The sequence below is a fragment of the Acetobacter fabarum genome, from assembly GCF_022483405.1.
Lineage (GTDB): Bacteria > Pseudomonadota > Alphaproteobacteria > Acetobacterales > Acetobacteraceae > Acetobacter > Acetobacter fabarum.
Genome location: NZ_JAKVNI010000001.1, coordinates 2656508 through 2673924 on the forward strand (window position 1 = coordinate 2656508; position 17417 = coordinate 2673924).

General features: G+C 60.0%; 13 protein-coding genes and 1 pseudogene. 4 read left to right on the plus strand and 10 right to left on the minus strand.

Annotated elements, in window-relative coordinates; translation table 11 throughout:
• Positions 1-79: 79 nt before the first annotated feature.
• On the minus strand, positions 80-829 hold the full coding sequence (locus LKE65_RS12380) for a methyltransferase domain-containing protein (protein WP_278741549.1): 750 nt from the start codon (positions 827-829) through the stop codon (positions 80-82).
• Between the two features lie 62 nt (positions 830-891).
• Here LKE65_RS12380 and gloB point away from each other — a divergent pair, with 62 nt between their 5' ends.
• Positions 892-1617, plus strand: coding sequence for a hydroxyacylglutathione hydrolase (gene gloB / locus LKE65_RS12385; RefSeq protein WP_278741551.1), 726 nt, complete (start codon positions 892-894; stop codon positions 1615-1617).
• A gap of 12 nt (positions 1618-1629) precedes the next feature.
• Here the strand turns inward: gloB and LKE65_RS12390 are convergent, their stop codons facing one another.
• Positions 1630-2691: a DUF2125 domain-containing protein gene (locus LKE65_RS12390; RefSeq protein ID WP_278741552.1), complete on the minus strand. Its 1062-nt coding sequence runs from the start codon at positions 2689-2691 to the stop codon at positions 1630-1632.
• 349 nt (positions 2692-3040) lie between these two features.
• Positions 3041-3745: a lysophospholipid acyltransferase family protein gene (locus LKE65_RS12395; RefSeq protein WP_278741554.1), complete on the minus strand. Its 705-nt coding sequence runs from the start codon at positions 3743-3745 to the stop codon at positions 3041-3043.
• Between the two features lie 183 nt (positions 3746-3928).
• On the opposite strand from LKE65_RS12395, the gene ahcY reads away from it, so the two are divergent.
• A complete protein-coding gene (gene ahcY / locus LKE65_RS12400) occupies positions 3929-5218 on the plus strand; it encodes an adenosylhomocysteinase (protein WP_086645390.1) in 1290 nt (429 codons plus the stop codon).
• Positions 5219-5569: 351 nt separating this feature from the next.
• Complete coding sequence (locus LKE65_RS12405) at positions 5570-5965, plus strand: DUF3597 domain-containing protein (RefSeq protein WP_278741556.1); 396 nt, start codon at positions 5570-5572, stop codon at positions 5963-5965.
• Positions 5966-6158: 193 nt separating this feature from the next.
• On the opposite strand, the pseudogene LKE65_RS12410 reads toward LKE65_RS12405, so the two are convergent.
• The 6 genes and pseudogenes from LKE65_RS12410 to zapE form a co-directional block, all read right to left on the minus strand.
• Positions 6159-6947, minus strand: a pseudogene (locus LKE65_RS12410) (L,D-transpeptidase); the annotation flags it as partial.
• Positions 6902-7177, minus strand: coding sequence for a hypothetical protein (locus LKE65_RS12415; protein WP_278741560.1), 276 nt, complete (start codon positions 7175-7177; stop codon positions 6902-6904). The pseudogene LKE65_RS12410 and the gene LKE65_RS12415, both read right to left, overlap by 46 nt.
• Positions 7178-7245: 68 nt before the next feature.
• Positions 7246-8964 (minus strand): dihydrolipoyl dehydrogenase, encoded by a 1719-nt coding sequence (gene lpdA / locus LKE65_RS12420; RefSeq protein WP_278741872.1) that lies wholly within the window; start codon positions 8962-8964, stop codon positions 7246-7248.
• Between the two features lie 89 nt (positions 8965-9053).
• Positions 9054-10277 carry a 2-oxoglutarate dehydrogenase complex dihydrolipoyllysine-residue succinyltransferase gene (odhB, locus tag LKE65_RS12425; RefSeq protein ID WP_165925099.1) on the minus strand — a complete coding sequence of 408 codons (1224 nt, stop codon included), beginning with the start codon at positions 10275-10277 and terminating at the stop codon, positions 9054-9056.
• Positions 10278-10386: 109 nt separating this feature from the next.
• Positions 10387-13254 carry a 2-oxoglutarate dehydrogenase E1 component gene (locus LKE65_RS12430; RefSeq protein ID WP_278741562.1) on the minus strand — a complete coding sequence of 956 codons (2868 nt, stop codon included), beginning with the start codon at positions 13252-13254 and terminating at the stop codon, positions 10387-10389.
• A gap of 204 nt (positions 13255-13458) precedes the next feature.
• Positions 13459-14796 carry a cell division protein ZapE gene (gene zapE, locus LKE65_RS12435; RefSeq protein ID WP_408744074.1) on the minus strand — a complete coding sequence of 446 codons (1338 nt, stop codon included), beginning with the start codon at positions 14794-14796 and terminating at the stop codon, positions 13459-13461.
• A 15-nt stretch (positions 14797-14811) separates the two neighbouring features.
• Here zapE and LKE65_RS12440 point away from each other — a divergent pair, with 15 nt between their 5' ends.
• Positions 14812-15150, plus strand: coding sequence for a carboxymuconolactone decarboxylase family protein (locus LKE65_RS12440; RefSeq protein ID WP_086645285.1), 339 nt, complete (start codon positions 14812-14814; stop codon positions 15148-15150).
• A 44-nt stretch (positions 15151-15194) separates the two neighbouring features.
• On the opposite strand, the gene LKE65_RS12445 is transcribed toward LKE65_RS12440, so the two are convergent.
• Positions 15195-17390, minus strand: a complete 2196-nt coding sequence (locus LKE65_RS12445) for a ComEC/Rec2 family competence protein (protein ID WP_278741565.1) — start codon at positions 17388-17390, stop codon at positions 15195-15197.
• Between the last annotated feature and the right edge of the window lie 27 nt (positions 17391-17417).

Here is a 17417-nt window from a genome sequence, read left to right on the forward strand (position 1 = left end):
AACCTATGAACACGAAAACCGGCGGATAACACCATGAGTGCAGGCTGAATACAATGCGTTCAACCGTGCCCAGTGCGGGCTAGGGTGTTTTTCCCGCTCTGGGCGCTCCGGCCATGCCAGCCGAGGGCATGCGCATACGCGCAAGCCACCCCTTTTTGTGCTGCACGGGCAAAGAAAGAGCAGAATACATTTCCGGCACGGCTTCTACCAGAATAAGGCTTCCGCCACCGGGGCAGAGCACCTTGCCTGCAATATCCATCCGCCGACCACGCCGGAGCGTGCGGCAGGCCTGACTTGCGGGCAGGAATACGGCCTCATCCCACTGTTCGGCCCGCAGCATGGCTGCTGCCAGCAACTGCCGCAGCTTGGGCCGCGTAAAGGAGGCATCCCGTGCGAACGGAGTACGCCGCAGCCTTGCCCGCCCACCCAGCCGACTGGGCACCACCATAAGCAGGCGCCCGTCATCCTTGAGCGCGCGCGCTGCGGAGCGCAGCACGGTCAGCGGGTTTTCACGCCCTTGCAGGGCATGCACAAGCACAATGCGGTCAAACCTCTGCGCTTCAAATGGAAGGCTCGCAGGGTCCACCACACAACACGGACCGGGCTGCAAAACCATATCGCCCTGCGCGCCCCCAAAACTGGCCCCTATGCGCAGGGTGGATGCATCGCCCAGTGCGTGCAGGTATGAGACTGCCCCGCCCAACCCCAGAACAGACTGGTTTTTAAGCTCCGGCCAGAACCACCGCATGCGCTCGCCCAGCAGGCTGACACACACTCTGCCCGGTGGAGTCCCGTAAAAGCATTCTTCGCGCGGCATGGCATTTTGCATGGTTCATGCCTATCATATATTGGCCCGCCAAAGCCATGACCCAGCCAGCAGCAGGAGGCCCCATGCCCCTTACCATTCGCGCCATTCCGGTCCTGAACGATAATTACGCCTGGCTCCTGCGGGATGAAGCAACTGGCACAACTGCCATTGTGGACCCCGGCGAGGCCGCCCCCATAGAACGCGCACTGGCTGAGGATGGGAACAGGCTGGATTTTATTTTACTCACCCACCACCACCACGACCATATTGGCGGCACTGATACCCTGCGCACCCGCTACCATGCCAAGGTGGCTGGCCCCGCGGCCGAACAGCACCGCATGCCAGCACTGGACCTGCCCCTGCATGACAATGACAGGCTGGAAATAGGCCAGAGCGCCGGGCAGGTTCTTGCCATGCCGGGCCATACGCTGGGCCATATTGCCTATTACTTTGACCAGCCCCCGGCCCTGTTCTGTGGCGACACGCTGTTCAGCCTTGGCTGTGGCCGCCTGTTTGAAGGCACAGCACAGCAGATGTTTACAAGTCTGGGCAGGTTACGCGCCCTACCAGAGCAGACCCTCATCTGCTGCGGGCATGAATATACGCTCTCCAACGCTCTTTTTGCCCTGAGCGTGGACCCCGAAAACCCCGCCCTAGCAGCACGCACGCAGGAAGTACGCGCCCTGCGTGACAAGGGATTGCCCACCGTGCCCTCTACCCTTGGGCTTGAGCGCGCGACAAACCCGTTCCTACGCGCACCCGATGCGCAAACGTTGGCCAGCCTGCGCAAACGTAAAGACACGTTCTGACCACCCACGGCACTACTGCGTAGCCTGCGTGCCCTGTTGGGGTTGCATCAGCCTTACAACTGGTAAAATCTGCCCCAGCGGCACAGCCCCCATATACACATAGCCGTTCCGTGCGGAGAGCGAGAGAACGAGCTTGCCGCCTGACCGGTCCCCACGGGCAATCATATCTTCCAATGTGGTTTTAAAAACCGCTGCCTGCTCAGGGGGGAGGATTTTTTCAGGTTGCAGGCGCTCCACAAAAGGCTTCCAGTCCCTGACTGTCAGCCAGAAATCACCGGTCATGGCTGTGGCATGCCCACCCCGCACATGACCGGTCACACCCAGTTTGAGGCCATTCCAGTCAGCCGAGGCTTTTTGCACGAGCAGTTCGGGCCAGATGGCCTGTCCGCTCTCCTCCTCCTGTTCCAGCACGCGCAGGCGCTCATACGGGCCGGGCATGGAAAAAGCGGCTTTGACGTTTTGCAGGTATTGCGGCCAGGCAGGGACAGTCATCTGCTCCACCGACAGGGAAAGGCCTAGCACGCTGGCCTGAAACGTAGCCTGTGTGTTCCACAGCCATTCGCCCTGCACGTTGGTCATGCTCACACCCGATGCACGCACATGCACAAACGGAGCGGTAAACGCAGCACGGCCGGCAGGCCGGGAGCGCGCGGGCCAGAATACATCTACCGGGCTGCCTTCAAGCACAAATGCGCGTGTATCCTCCACGCCATCATGTTCATACGGTACGGCAAAGGACTGCGATCCGTCCAAGCGCATATGCACCTGCAAGGGGTGCCACGGCACCACTTCCAGCCAGACACGGCTGACCGCGTATTCCACCGCCCCTCTGGCGGGCCCGCCATGCGTGGTGGGGGTGCAGGCTACGCGCACGCCCTGCAATGCCAGACCGGCCCGGAACAGCCCCCCCGTGTGCTGCCTACCCTGATAGGTTATCTGGCACAGCCCGGCAGGGTGCGTAACAAGCTGGTCCAGATACTGCTGGCTCTTCCAGCGGAACGCGCCTGCTCCGCCACCAAGCAGCACAACACCAGTTGCCAGCGTTACAAGGGCCGTTTTTACAAAGCGTGTCATCCCCACCTCAAATGGCTGTCTTCCGCCTGCCGCGTAAAATTATCCACAGCCTGACTTCCTTCCCGGCAGCGCCTTGCCCTGCGGCAACCTAGCCTATGCCTCCACCCAATTCCACAGCAAATGCACCGAATACATGAGGCTTAAAAATCCCTTTGCAGGCAATGGATTTTTTTAACCAAAAGCCTTACGGACCCTAACGCACACAAAATACCTTTGCCTGATTTACTTAAGGGCATGCAGTAAATCAGGCGGCAATACTGGTATGACCCTTTTATGACATGGATCATACTCCACAAAGTTATCCACAATGACGGGTGGTTTATCCCCTGCCGCCAAGCTGTGCCTGAAGCTACAGGCCACAGCCTGGTTCAAGCGCGCGCCAGCTTTTTTCAATCTCTTCCAGCAGGACCGCTCTTCTGGTCGGGGCAATGCTGGGGCCAATGCACACATGCAGCACACCCGAGCGTTTAACAAACGCATTACGCCCCCAGAACAGGCCCGAATTGGTGGCAACAGGAATAACCGGCAACCCAGTATGGCTGGACATGGCGGCAATACCAGGCTTGAGCGCCACGTGCTCGCCCGGCATGGTGCGCGTTCCTTCAGGGAAAATAATAATCTGCCGGTTATCGGCCACTGCCTTGTCCGTACCCTGCAACAGCAGCCGCAGGGCACGCGCCCCCGCTGCGCGCTCGACCGGCATCATGCCCGTAAGGACCAGCATGGGGCCAAGCAGGGGAATACGGGTGAGTTCACCTTTCATGACATAACATGGCCGTGGCAGAAGCAGCATCCATACCAGCGTATCGAACGCAGACTGATGCTGCGAGGCAATAAGGGCCGGGCCGGATTGTGGCAGATGTTCCAGCCCGCTCACACGCACCTGAACCCCACAGATGGCACGGAACAGCCACAGGACCAGCCGCGACCACAACTTGGCATAGGCCAGCGCATGCCCGGGCATAAACCAGCGGATTGGCAATGCACCAACCCCCATGACCCCGGTCAGCACAAAAGCCACAATATTAAACACGACGGAACGCACAACAGCCATTAGAACAAACCCGTTACAACCCGCATAATTTAGTCTTTGATTAACAAGTGCTGGACACCAGAAAGCCGCCGTTGTGGCAAGCAAAACCACATAAAACCAGACCTGCCATACCTGTTCCGGCTGGCCTATGACCGTCTATGGCTGTATAGCAAAGCAGCACTTTGCATAGAAAGACAGGATAATATGAGCGACTATAAGGTAAAGGACCTCTCGCTGGCCGATTGGGGTCGCAAGGAAATTTCCATTGCTGAAGGCGAAATGCCGGGTCTGATGGCACTGCGCGAAGAATACGGCGCAAGCCAGCCCCTTAAGGGCGCGCGTATTGCCGGCTGCCTGCACATGACCATCCAGACCGCGGTTCTGATTGAAACGCTGGTCGCTCTGGGTGCAACCGTGCGCTGGTCTTCTTGCAACATTTTCTCCACGCAGGACCACGCTGCCGCAGCCATTGCCGCTGCTGGCATTCCGGTGTTCGCATGGAAAGGCCTGACAGAAGACGAATTCAACTGGTGTATCGAGCAGACCATTCAGGGCCCCGATGGCTGGACCCCGAACATGATCCTCGATGACGGCGGTGACCTGACCGTGATGATGCACGAGCAGTACCCCGAACTGCTGGCCAAGGTTAAGGGCCTGTCGGAAGAAACCACAACGGGTGTGCACCGTCTGTGGGAAATGCAGAAAAAAGGCACGCTGAAGGTTCCCGCCATCAACGTGAACGACAGCGTTACCAAATCCAAATTTGATAACCTGTATGGCTGCCGTGAAAGCCTGGTGGACGCCATCCGCCGTGGTACCGACGTTATGATGGCAGGCAAGGTTGCCGTTGTTGCCGGTTATGGTGACGTGGGCAAAGGCTCCGCTGCCTCCCTGCGTAATGCTGGCTGCCGCGTGCTGGTAACGGAAGTGGACCCGATCTGCGCCCTGCAGGCCGCCATGGAAGGCTACGAAGTGGTCACCATGGAAGCCGCTGCACCGCGTGGGGACATTTTTGTAACCGCAACCGGCAACGTGGACGTCATTACCGTTGACCACATGCGCGCCATGAAAAACCGCGCAATCGTGTGCAACATCGGCCACTTTGACTCCGAAATCCAGATCGGCGGTCTGCGCAACTTCACATGGGAAAACATCAAACCGCAGGTTGATGAAGTGGTGTTCCCCGATGGCAAGCGCCTGATTGTTCTGTCCGAAGGCCGTCTGGTCAATCTGGGCAACGCAACCGGCCACCCGTCCTTTGTGATGTCTGCTTCCTTCACCAACCAGACGCTGGCACAGATCGAACTGTGGACGGCACCTGAAGGCAAGTATGACGTTGCTGTTTACACCCTGCCCAAAAAGCTGGACGAAAAAGTTGCAGCCCTGCATCTGGCCAAAGTTGGCGCGCAGCTGAGCAAGCTGAGCGAAACACAGGCCAAGTACATTGACGTTCCGGTTAACGGTCCCTTCAAGCACGAAGAATACCGTTACTAAAATATCTTGAACGAAGGGGGGGGGAGCACTCCTTATGGAGTATCCCCTACCCTTCTTCGGGCTTTGGCCCTGCCAGCACCACGCGTGCCGTGGCCAGCCCCCTCTCTCCCCTACAAAAAATTCCTGACTGGTCGCGGTTTTTAACCCGAACCGGCCCCGGCTCCGGGCGTTAGCACCGGCATGGTCTTTGCCTGCGTAGGGCTGCGGCTTTTTGCCGTGCCTGCACGCCAGAACATGCCACCGTTAGTCCTTGCGCCTATGCGCTTGCACAAAACTGTCTCTTTCCTGCCAGATTTGTCAGGTTATCTTACCTCACACGATCGCATTGTATCTTATGAAAGGGTTACCCCCATGAGCATTTTTGGTTCCATTTTATCTGCCATTTTTCATCACGCCAAAGCTGCAACGCCAGACACCACATCCCCCGCCAATGCCGGCACGCAGCCCAGTGCCGCCGCCACAGCGGCACCTGGCACGGTGCCCCCGGCAGGCTCCCCCGTTAATGTTGATGCCGTGCTGACAAGCCTTGCCACCCAGAACGGGCAGAACCTGAACTGGAAAGAGTCCATTGTGGACCTTCTTAAACTGCTGGGGCTGGATAGCTCGCTGGAGGCCCGCAAAAAGCTGGCGGCAGAACTGGGCTACACCGGTAGCACGGAAGACAGCGCGAGCATGAATATCTGGCTGATCAAGGAAGTTCGCCAGAAACTGGCACAGAATGGCGGCACGCTGCCTGCGGGCCTGTAAGCCAAAGCTTACACAGGCTGAACCGGAGCACACAGTAAAGCGCAAGCCCCCAGCTTGCGCTTTATGTTTTTGCAGCATTGCGCACACTGAAACTCGCTTCAGCGGCAGCTAGAGCTAGAGCTAGAGCTAGAGCTAGAGCTAGAGCTAGAGCTAGAGCTAGAGCTAGAGCTAGAGCTAGGCGTAAAGACCAACCTTATCCATGCGCAATGGGCCTGTGTGGGGCAGCCTCGTTTTTAAAAGCCGCAGCGGCCGGGGGCATGGCCAGCCCTGCTGTATCCACCACCACAACCAGCAGCCCGGCTATGGGGGAAGCAACCCTGTCCTTGCGTAATAGGGCTGCAAACCTGCGGTCCACGGTGGCGCGTTGTTCATACTCCGTATCCAGCAGCCCGTGGCGGTCAATGAACACATTGAGTGATGACGGAATACGGATGCACCCCTCGGACGCCGTATGGCCCAGCCGCTGCTCCAGATAAACCGGGTCTGTTGCGTGCATTTCCAGCCGGATCTGCACTTTGTCCCGGCTTGGTAGCCAGCCTTTTTCGGCCCATTGCCAACCAAAATCCCAGACGCGCATCCCCGTGGTGCCGTTCCCCATAATGCCGTTTTCGTTCTTGGTACCCAAGGCCCGGTAGCCAAGCCGGGTTGCCGAATTGGGGAAAACGCCGGTGGGAGTAATATAATAATACTGCCGCCCGGTTGTGCCGGTAGAGACTTTGGCACTGCCAATAACCTGCCAGTCCGCGCTACCGGGAATGGCCAGAATCAGGCACAGGCGCTGCACTTTGGGGTTGCGGTCCACCACCACAAGCACCTGCGGGCGATCCAGCACATAGCCTGCCTGTTCCAGTTGCTGGCGGGCCAGAGCCACCCATGCCGCTTTATAAGCTGAGGAAACAGAAACAGCGACAGGTACCTCGCGCCTGAACGCCAGTGTCAGCGCCCATGCTTCCTGCCGGGCGGCATCCTCCCCAAAAATGGGGGGGAGTCGTCTGTAAAGGAAGGAGAAGGATGTGTGCCGCCAGACACTCCGGCAAAGGCGGGGTCAAGTGCGCGGTCATCCACACCCGCAGGGGGTGTAGCAGCCTGTGGGCCAGCACCGGCATGGCCTGTGTTCTGCCATGCCGCACCTTGGGCATACACCATATTCGCCCCGGCCAGAAAACCGCCAGCCACGGCCAAGCAGACTGCCAGCTTCCCTGCCACACACATACATACTCTCCTCCGTATGCAACTACGGAAGAGAGTATGGCATTAGTCCTAACAAGAAGAAAATTTTCTTAGATATTGATCGCGCGGTTGTCAGCGCCCAGAGCAGCTTCCTTTACGGCTTCGCTCAGGGTTGGGTGCGCGTGGCAGACGCGGCCAATATCTTCCGCCGAGGCACCAAACTCGATCGCCATGGTGGCTTCGGCAATCAGCTCACCTGCTGCGGGGCCAATAATGTGCACACCCAGCACGCGGTCTGTCTGCTTGTCGGCCAGCACCTTAACAAAGCCATCCGTCATGCCCAGTGCGCGGGCGCGACCATTGGCAAGGAAGGGGAACTTGCCGGTCTTGTAAGCTACACCCTTGTCCTTGAGCTGCTCTTCCGTAAAGCCCACGGAGGCAACTTCGGGCCAAGTGTAAATCACGCCGGGAATGGCATCGTAATTAACGTGCCCGGCCTGCCCGGCCAGCAGTTCGGCCAGCGCCACACCTTCCTCTTCCGCCTTGTGGGCCAGCATGGGGCCAGCAATAACGTCCCCAATAGCGTAAATGCCGGGCACGTTGGTTGCGTAATGGGCATCCACTTCCACACGGCCGCGCTTGTCCAGCGCAATACCGGCTTCTTCCAGCCCCATGTTCTTGCTGGCTGCCGTACGGCCAACCGCAACCAGAACCACATCGGCTTCCAGCGTTTCCACCGCGCCACCAGCCGATGGTTCGATGCTGAGCACAACGCCTTTTTTGGTTTTTTCGGCCTTGGTCACCTTGTGGCCCAGCTTCATTTTGAAGCCCTGCTTGGTCAGCAGTTTCTGGAACTGTGCCGCCACTTCATTATCGGTGCCGGGCACCAGACGGTCAAGAAACTCAACCACGGTAACTTCCGCGCCAAGGCGGTGCCATACGCTACCCAGTTCCAGCCCGATAACGCCGCCACCAATAACCACCAGACGCTTGGGCACTTCAGACAGTTCAAGCGCACCTGTGGAAGTGACAATAACTTTTTCGTCCACCTCAATACCCGGCAGGTTTGCGCTGTCGCTCCCGCTGGCAATAATGATGTGTTTGGCGGTTACCGGCTTGCCGTCCACACTCAGGCGGCCTGTGCCTTCAACCTTGCCGTGGCCTTTAAGCCAGGTGATGCCATTTTTCTTGAAAAGGAATTCAACCCCTTTCACGTTGGCACCAACAATGTCGGCCTTGCGGGCCTGCATTTTGGCCAGATCAAGCTTTACGCTATCAATCAGCACGCCATGGGCAGCAAAATCATGCCCTGCTGCATGATAGTTTTCTGAAGACTGAAGTAGCGCCTTGGAAGGAATGCAGCCGACATTAAGGCAAGTGCCACCAAGAGTTGCGCGTTTTTCCACGCAGGCAACCTTGAAGCCAAGCTGCGCTGCACGAATGGCGCAAACATACCCACCCGGGCCCGCACCAATAACCACAACGTCATAATCCGTCTCGGCCGGGGGAGCGGCCTGTGCTTCTGCCTTGGGGGCAGGTGCCGCCTGAGCGGGAGTAGCCTGTGCCGCCGGGGCAGCGGCCTTGCCTGCGGCTCCGGCTTCCAGCAGGGCCAGCACGGCGCCAACTTCAACCTCGTCCCCTTCCTTGACCGCATGGTTTTCCAGCCGACCGGCGGCGGGGGCAGGCACTTCCACGCTCACCTTATCCGTTTCCAGCTCCACAACCGGTTCGTCTTCCTTGACCGCTTCGCCCGGCTGCTTCAGCCACTTCCCTACCGTGGCGGTGGTCACACTTTCTCCAAGGGTTGGTACTTTAATTTCGGTCGGCATGAGTATTGTCTCGCTCACGTTAGGGTCTGCAAAAAAGGAAAGGCCGGAGAGCAGCACCAAGGCAGCCTCCGGCCTGTGCCAGTGTCAGATCAGACGTCAATCAACAGGCGGCGGGGGTCTTCCACATTCTGCTTGAGCCGGACAAGGAAGCTGACCGCCTCCTTACCATCCACAATGCGATGATCGTAGGACAGGGCCACATACATCATGGGGCGGATGACCACCTGACCGTTTACGGCAACCGGGCGTTCCTGAATGGAATGCATGCCCAGAATACCGGACTGCGGGGAGTTCAGGATCGGGGTGGACAGCAGCGAACCGTAAATGCCGCCATTGGTGATGGAGAAGGTACCGCCGGAGAGTTCGTCCAGCTTGAGCGTACCTTCCCGCGCGGCCTTGCCAAACCCGGAAATGGTTTTTTCAATCTGGGCGAAACCCATTTTATCGGCATCGCGGATAACCGGCACCACCAGACCATTGGGGCCACCCACGGCAATACCAAGGTTAATGAAGTCGCGGTAAATTACGTCTTCACCGTCGATTTCGGCGTTAATGGCCGGGAATTCCTTGAGTGCCGCAATAACCGCACGGGAGAAGATGGACATATAACCCAGCTTCACACCATGCTTTTTAACAAAGCTGTCCTGGAATTCGGCACGCAGCGCCATGGCACCGGACATGTCGATTTCGTTAAACGTGGTCAGCATGGCCGCCGTGTTCTGCGCTTCCTTCAGGCGGCGGGCAATGGTGCGGCGTAGGCGCGTCATTTTTACGCGTTCTTCACGCGGGTCGTCCTTGCGGGCGGCTTTGGGTGCGGCGGCGGGGGCTGCCCCCTGCGGCTGGGACAAAAAGCCCAGGACATCGCCTTTGGTAATCCGCCCGCCAAGGCCCGTGCCCTGACCAACCTGCCCGGCACTCAGGCCATTTTCGGCCATGATCTTGCGTGCAGCAGGCAGAGCAGCTGCGGAATCAACTGCCCCGGCCGCAGGCTGTGCTGCGGGGGCGGGAGTTGCAGGGGCTTCCACCTTCTTTTCCGCGGCTACAGCCTTGGGCGCTGCGGGGGCTGCCCCTGCCTTGCCGGGTTCAACGGTTGCCAGCAGGGCACCCACTTCAACCTCGTCCCCTTCCTTGACGGCCTGCGGGCCAAGCACACCAGCCTGCGGGGCGGCAACTTCCACACTGACCTTATCAGTTTCAAGTTCAACGACTGGTTCGTCTTCCTTGACCGCCTCACCCGGCTGCTTCAGCCATTTGGCAATGGTTGCCGTGGTCACGCTCTCGCCCAGTGTTGGCACCTTGATCTCGACTGACATCCTGTTCCCCATTCTTCTCAAGAAAGCCCCTGTGTGGGGTAATGATTTTGCCACACAGGGTTTTTCTTCCGCGTAAGGCGGACAATTTTTCTAAAATTCCAGACCCTGCTCAGCGAGCCGCCTTCAACCCAAGTGCGCGGTCCACAAGGTCCGCCTGCTCGGCGGCATGGATCCGTGCAAGACCCGTTGCCGGGCTGGCTGCGGCAGCACGCCCCACATACTGCGGACGCCCCGCCTTGTGGCCTGCACGCACCAGAGCTTTTTCAATCCGCCGGTCCACAAAGTGCCACGCGCCACCATTTTCCGTTTCTTCCTGACACCAGACAATATCTGCCTCAGGATAACGCTTGAGCTCGGCTGCGAGTGCTGCTTCTGGGAAGGGGTAGAGTTGCTCCACACGCACGATGGCGACATCCTTGATGTCCTTTTCGCGCCGGGCGGCAAGCAGGTCGTAATAAACCTTGCCCGAGCAGACCACCACACGGCGGACCTTGGCATCCGGCCCCAGAGCATCCACCTCGGGCAGAACGGGGCTGAAGCGCGTCCCCGGCCCGAAATCGGCCAGAGCGGAAACCGCGAGCTTGTGGCGCAGGAGGGATTTGGGCTCCATCAGCACCAGCGGCTTGCGGTAATCCAGCTTGAGCTGGCGACGCAGCGCGTGGAAGTAGTTTGCAGGCGTGGTGATGTTGCAGACAAACATGTTATCTTCCGCGCAAAGCTGGAGATAACGCTCCAGACGTGCGGAGGAGTGTTCTGGCCCCTGCCCTTCGTACCCGTGGGGCAGAAGCAGCACCAGACCGGACATGCGCAGCCACTTGGTCTCACCCGATGCGATAAACTGGTCAATAATGACCTGCGCACAGTTGGCGAAGTCCCCGAACTGGGCTTCCCACAGAACCAGCGTCTGCGGGTTGCGTACGGAGTAACCGTATTCAAAACCCAGCACGCCGTATTCGGACAGTAGCGAGTTCCAGATTTCGATTTTGGCCTGATCCGCCTGAATATGGTTCAGCGGTGTGCAGGGCGTCTGGTTGACCTGATCGGTCCATGTTGCATGGCGCTGGCTGAAGGTCCCGCGCTGGCAGTCCTCGCCAGACAGGCGCACACGGTGGCCTTCCAGCAGGAGCGAGCCAAAGCCCATGGCCTCACCCGTTGCCCAGTCGAACCCTTCGCCCGAGCTGAACATGGCCGCTTTGGCCTTGAGCTGGCGCGCAATTTTGGAATTGAGGTTGAACCCTTCGGGCACCTTGGTAATGGCCGCCCCAATTTTTTGCAGCGCATCCAGAGCCACACCCGTATCGGGCCATGCCTGTTCGGGCTTCTGCCCCGGTGCGGTTAGCCCCTTCCAGCCGCCTTCCAGCCAGTCTGCCTTGTTGACCTTGTAGGATTCGGCCGCTTTGTAATCCGCTTCCAGCCGATCCTGGAACGCATCCCACTGGGCTTGCGTTTCGGCCTCGGTCATGACCCCTGCTTCCACAACACGGCGGGCATACAGGGTGTGCGGCGTTTCGTGGCTGGCAATGGCCTTGTACATGACGGGCTGGGTAAAGACCGGCTCGTCCGTTTCGTTGTGGCCATGGCGGCGGTAGCAGACAATGTCGAGCACAATGTCGCTGGCAAATTTGAGGCGATAATCCGCGGCAAGGCGTGAGGCGTAGATAACGGCCTCGGCATCATCCCCATTCACATGCAGGACAGGTGCCTCAATGGATTTGGCAAGATCAGTGCCATACACACCGGAATGCCCGCATTCGGGGTTGGTGGTAAAGCCGATCTGGTTGTTGACCACCATATGGATGGTCCCACCCGTGCGGTAGCCGGGGAGCTGGGACATGGCAAAGGTTTCGTAAACAATACCCTGCCCGGCAAATGCCGCATCACCATGAATGATAATGCCCATGCTGCCAGTGCGGTTTTGCGTATCGCCCGCATCATCCTGCGTTGCGCGTACCTTGCCCAGCACAACGGAATCCACGGCCTCAAGATGCGAAGGGTTGGGCAGGAGCGAAATATGCACCGAGCGCCCGCTCACTTCCACATCCGCCGAAGACCCCAGATGGTACTTGACGTCCCCCGAGCCTTCCACATTGTCGGGCTTGAAGGAGCCACCGGCAAATTCGTTAAAAATGGCCACGTAAGGCTTGCGCACCACATTGACCAGCGTGTTCAGACGGCCACGATGGGCCATGCCGATGGTGACCGAGCCAACACCCTGCACTGCGGACTGGTCCACAATGGCGTGCAGTGCGGGAATGGAGATTTCCCCCCCTTCCAGCCCAAAGCGCTTCGCACCCACGTAGCGCTTCTGGCAGAAGGCTTCGAACCCTTCTGCTTCAGCCAGATTTTTAAGAATGCTCTTGCGTTCGGCCACGCTGACATTCTGCTGCCAGTTATCGCTTTCCAGCCGGTTGCGGAACCATTCGCGCTGTTCGGTATTCCGGGCATACAGGTATTCTGCACCAATGTTGCCACAGTATACCGTGCGCAGGGCCGCAATAACGTCCTTGACCTTGGCTGTGTTGCGCCCCTTGAGCAGAGGCTCCAGCAGGGAGCCAATAAAAACCTCACGCTCCAGATCCTTGGGGCCAAAGCCGTAGGTCTGGGGGTTCAGTTCCTCACGCTGGGTGGGAACCTTGAGCCCGAGCGGGTCAAGCGTTGCTTCCAGATGACCAAATTCGCGGTAGGCGCGGACCAGCCGGGCAATAGCCAGACTATCCTGCGCGGCCAGACCGCCAGCCGGGCCACCCTTGGCAGGTGGTGGTGGCTCTTCCCCCATAATAATGGACGGGCGCGGTGCCCAGGATGCGCCAAGCGCATCATGCAGCACGGCCGCCTCGTCATCCCCCAGCGAGCTGAAGAGAATATCGAAGGAGGGATCTACACTTTTTGGATCCTTTGCCCACTGGGCATACAAATCCGCAAGGTACGCGATATTGGCACCGTTCAGAGCGGTTGCCAGCATATCCGATACCGCCATCTCACATTCCTCCCTGTCGCGGGGTGATCACGCGCCGCAGACCAGATGTTGTGTCACACTCCAACGTAAGCCGGACCATCTTTTCCTTCACCCCACCCATACGGCAGAGTGCCCTTGATATCCCTTGCCAGAAGCACACAGCCCCCGGCTCTTTCTGTCTCAAGAGCTAGACCGGCCATGGGAGCGGAACAAGGGCACCGCCTGTCACGCTCTAGCGAGGCTGTGCGCCGCCTGTGCTGCCTGTGCACCATGCTCAAGCCAGCTTTCACTGCCCATTTCCGCCAGACGGGAGGCTGTACGGGCAAATGCGTCCGATCCCTCGCCCTCGGTAAACAGTTTGTCAGGTGCGGCCGCAGCCGAGGCAAACAGCAGGTTTCCGTTGTCGTACAAGGCATCTATGAGGGTAATGAAGCGTCGCGCCAGATTGGCCTCGTCCTGTCCCATGCAGGGAATGTTATCGATCACGACAACGGGAAAACGCCTTGCCAGTGCCAGATAATCGTTCGGCCCCAGCGGTTTTCCACACAAAGAGTTGAAATCGAACCGGCACACCGGCCCTGCCGCCTGCTCCACCTCAAAACTGCGGCCAATAAACTCCAGCGTGACCGGCTGGGGGCTGGCACCACCGGCCTGATGGGCAAAAATACGGTCCAGCGTGGCGTGGGCCTGCGCATCGGCCGGGACCAGCCATGTCTGCCGGTCCTGCTCGCGCCCGCGCCGGTAATCCCTTGGCGAATCCAGCTCGATCGTATCCAGCTCACGCCGGATAATGGCAATGAACGGCTTAAAGGCATCCGCCCCCGGCCTGTTCTGGAACAGCTGGGCGGGCTCGGTGTTGGAGGTGGCCACAATCACCACGCCATCGGCAAACAGGGCCTCGAACAGGCGGCCCAGAATCATGGCATCGGCAATGTCGTTCACCTGAAACTCGTCAAAGCACAAAAGCTGCACACGGGCTGCAATGGCTTTGGCCAGCGGGGGAATGGGGTCGGCCATACCGGGGTTGGCGGCCTTGAGGGCATGCAGCTTCTGGTGCACGTCCTGCATGAAGCGCAGAAAATGGATGCGCTCCTTGAGCCGGACAGGCGCACAGCCAAAAAACAGATCCATGACCATGGTTTTGCCCCGGCCGACCCGCCCCACAATATAAAGCCCGCGCGGGCGGTCCTGCGTGGGCTGTGCGGGCTGGCTCATCAGCTTTTTGGCAAGTCCTGCCAAAAAGCCCCTGCCTTTGCTGGCGGGGCTGGCCGCCTGCGGCGCGCGCGCGGGCATGGTGGCAAGTTCGCGCCACAACTGGTCCAGACGTTCGACCACACGGGCCTGATCCGGATCGCTCTTGATGTCCCCGGTCGCAATGCGCTGCCGGTAAACTGCCAGAGGCCCCTGTGCGGTCGCAGCGGAGGCCCCGCTCGTGTTCATGTCTGTCATAAGTCTGCCCGATAACGGCTTGAAGGCTCTTTCCGCAAGTATCAACACCTCTCCTAACCGTGTCGTGACAAGGCCGAAGGGCTCTGGTGCTGTTGGAAGGTCCAACATACCCATATCGGAGTCCATGTCATGACCGACTGGAATGCTTATCGCGCCAATATGCAAAAAAACGTCAAGGCACTGGCACAGCTAACCCCAAACACACTCAAAGGGTTGCAAACGCTGGAAACACCTCTGCCTGAACTGAAGCATCTGGACGCCAAAACGCGCGAGTTGATTGCGCTGGCCGTAGCCGTAACCACACGGTGTGATGGCTGCATTGCCGTACACTCCGCTGCCGCCCGCAAGGTAGGCGCCAGCAAGGAGGAAATAGCCGAAGCCCTTGGAGTGGCCGTGGCACTGAACGCAGGGGCCGCCCTTGTCTATTCCAGCCGGGTGATGGAAGCGTTTGACAGCACGGAAAGCTGACCAACGCCCCATAAACAGGCGTGGGTGCCACGCCAGCACACACCTTATTCCGCCTGAGCCAGAGGCAGGGTGGGCATACCGTGGCCGCCGGGCTTAAGCACCCACAGCCGCTCCCCCCGTGTTTGCCGGTCACTGACCACCCGCACGCCCGAAGCCAGAAAAACCGCCTGTGCTCCCACGCGCCAGGCAGAAAAACGATCCAGCCGGACTGCAACATCGGGGCATGATTCCCTTAAGGGGGCCACGCTCACCACCAGATCAGCCTGCGCGCACAGGTCTGGGGGGAGCAGGCTGCGCCCGTCCGAGGGATCATGCACACGCAGCACCACTTCGTGCTTATTGCGGAGCAGGGTACAGGTGCCCCCGGCATCGCCCTCCCCGCAGATCAGGCTGCCATCGGGTGTTTCGGCCGCCTGCTCCGCCGTGGTGGAAAAACCGGTTGCAGGCATGGCCAGTGCCTGTGCCCAGGCAGCCTTTATGGCCCGCTCATCCCGCGCATGGCCCATAACCAGTATGGCCGCGTGATCGCGCACCCCCATTAACTGCCCATCCGGGCTGATCAGGAGGTCTGGCTGGTTCACCAGCCATGGGCTCAGGGTGGCACACAGTACAACAGGCATGCCCCACCACCGCAGCCGCCCCCGCCACAAACACAGCCAGCACAGGCCCAGAAGCACACCGGCAAGCCCCCAGCCGGGCATGGCGGGCACCTCCATGCGCGCACCCGGCCAAGCTGCCACACTCCGCGCCAGCCACAGCACAACACGCACACCGGCATCCATCAGGTATAAAAAAGGAGCCTCTGCATGCAGGGGCATGGCCACCAGCGCCGCCAGCCCCAGCGGCATAATCCAAACGCCCATCAGCGGCACGGCCAGCAGGTTGGCCAGCACAAAAAACGGCTGCACCACCCCAAAATGGGCCATCACCACCGGCAAGGTGGCCGTGCCAGCCAAAAGGCTGGTCAGCACCAGCATAACACCATGCCGGGCCAGCCCGTGCCTGGCTCCCGTAAGCCCGGACAGGCCACGGGTCAGGCGGGGTTGCAGGAGCTCATACCCCGCCACAAGCGCCATAACCGCGGCCATGGACATTTGAAAAGCCACATCCAGCACAACCTGCGGTGCCACCAGCAGCATAAGGGTTGCCGCCAGCGCCAGCCCCCGCATGGACACGGCCCTGCGCCCCACCACAAGCCCCAGCACCACAACACTGGCCATAAGCCAGCTCCGCACGGCGGGCAGGTGCGCGCCTGTAAGCAGTACATACCCCCCGCCCACGCCCCATGCCACAAAGGCGGAAAGCGCCTTGCAGGGCCACCGCAGGGCGGCATATTCCCACGCGGCCAGCACCATGCGGCAAACCAGCATGGCCGCCCCCATAACAAGACCAAGGTGCAAGCCCGCTACCGCCAGCAGATGCGCAAGCCCGGAGGCGGCAAAATCTTCCCGCACATCCTGCGGAACGGCCTCTGCCCTGCCATCCAGCAAGGTGGCGACAACAGCCCCGGAAGGGCCGGGCAGAACAGCCCGCACACGCGCGTTAACCCGCCCGCGCACGGTAGCCACCCCCTGCCAGAAGCCCGATACCCTGCCCTGTACCCCCGGCTCCACCTGCACGGGCTCCAGCGCATAACCACTCCCTGCCTGCCCGGAAAACCATGCCTCGAACTGCCTGTCCCGCCCACCGGGCAGGGCGGGAAAAGGCGGGGGCTGCAGCATAGTCCGCACCCGCACGCCATCCCCCGGCGCGAGCAGGGCCGAATCGTTTTGCACCAGCCGTATAGCCAGAGTGCGGCGCAGGGGGGCCATGCCATCATCTACAAAATCATGCAGAACCACCTGCGCAAGGGTCACGCGCCGTACCGGCTCCCCCTGCCCTGTGGGCGCGGGAAAAAAGGCAATATCGCGCACAATGCCGGAAATTTCGGTACCCCGGCGGGGCAGTTCAGGCATGGGCGGCTGGCGGTGTGCCGCGCACCATGCTGCACCAAACCCCACGGCTAACGCCATGCCAGCCCCACCAGCCAGCCGCGCCACAAGGCTCTGCCGCCAGTAAAAACAGGCCCCAAGGCACAGGCCCACCACCCCTGCGGGTACGCCCACGCCACCGAGCAGCCCCGGCTCATACGGCCATAAAAAATAGGCGAGCGCCCCCAGCGCCAGCAGGACCGGAACCCACAGCACCAACCGCCTGAACTCCGCATCCAGCAACACCATGACAGACATCGGGTTCAGCATATGGCTCCCTGCGCCTGCGCGTGATAA

Coding starts and splice junctions, on each gene's coding strand:
- LKE65_RS12380 (WP_278741549.1), bottom strand. CDS start 829: ATGCAAAATGCCATGCCGCGCGAAGAATGCTTTTACGGGACTCCACCG.
- gloB (WP_278741551.1), top strand. CDS start 892: ATGCCCCTTACCATTCGCGCCATTCCGGTCCTGAACGATAATTACGCC.
- LKE65_RS12390 (WP_278741552.1), bottom strand. CDS start 2,691: ATGACACGCTTTGTAAAAACGGCCCTTGTAACGCTGGCAACTGGTGTT.
- LKE65_RS12395 (WP_278741554.1), bottom strand. CDS start 3,745: ATGGCTGTTGTGCGTTCCGTCGTGTTTAATATTGTGGCTTTTGTGCTG.
- ahcY (WP_086645390.1), top strand. CDS start 3,929: ATGAGCGACTATAAGGTAAAGGACCTCTCGCTGGCCGATTGGGGTCGC.
- LKE65_RS12405 (WP_278741556.1), top strand. CDS start 5,570: ATGAGCATTTTTGGTTCCATTTTATCTGCCATTTTTCATCACGCCAAA.
- LKE65_RS12415 (WP_278741560.1), bottom strand. CDS start 7,177: ATGTGTGTGGCAGGGAAGCTGGCAGTCTGCTTGGCCGTGGCTGGCGGT.
- lpdA (WP_278741872.1), bottom strand. CDS start 8,964: ATGCCGACCGAAATTAAAGTACCAACCCTTGGAGAAAGTGTGACCACC.
- odhB (WP_165925099.1), bottom strand. CDS start 10,277: ATGTCAGTCGAGATCAAGGTGCCAACACTGGGCGAGAGCGTGACCACG.
- LKE65_RS12430 (WP_278741562.1), bottom strand. CDS start 13,254: ATGGCGGTATCGGATATGCTGGCAACCGCTCTGAACGGTGCCAATATC.
- zapE (WP_408744074.1), bottom strand. CDS start 14,796: ATGGGTATGTTGGACCTTCCAACAGCACCAGAGCCCTTCGGCCTTGTC.
- LKE65_RS12440 (WP_086645285.1), top strand. CDS start 14,812: ATGACCGACTGGAATGCTTATCGCGCCAATATGCAAAAAAACGTCAAG.
- LKE65_RS12445 (WP_278741565.1), bottom strand. CDS start 17,390: ATGCTGAACCCGATGTCTGTCATGGTGTTGCTGGATGCGGAGTTCAGG.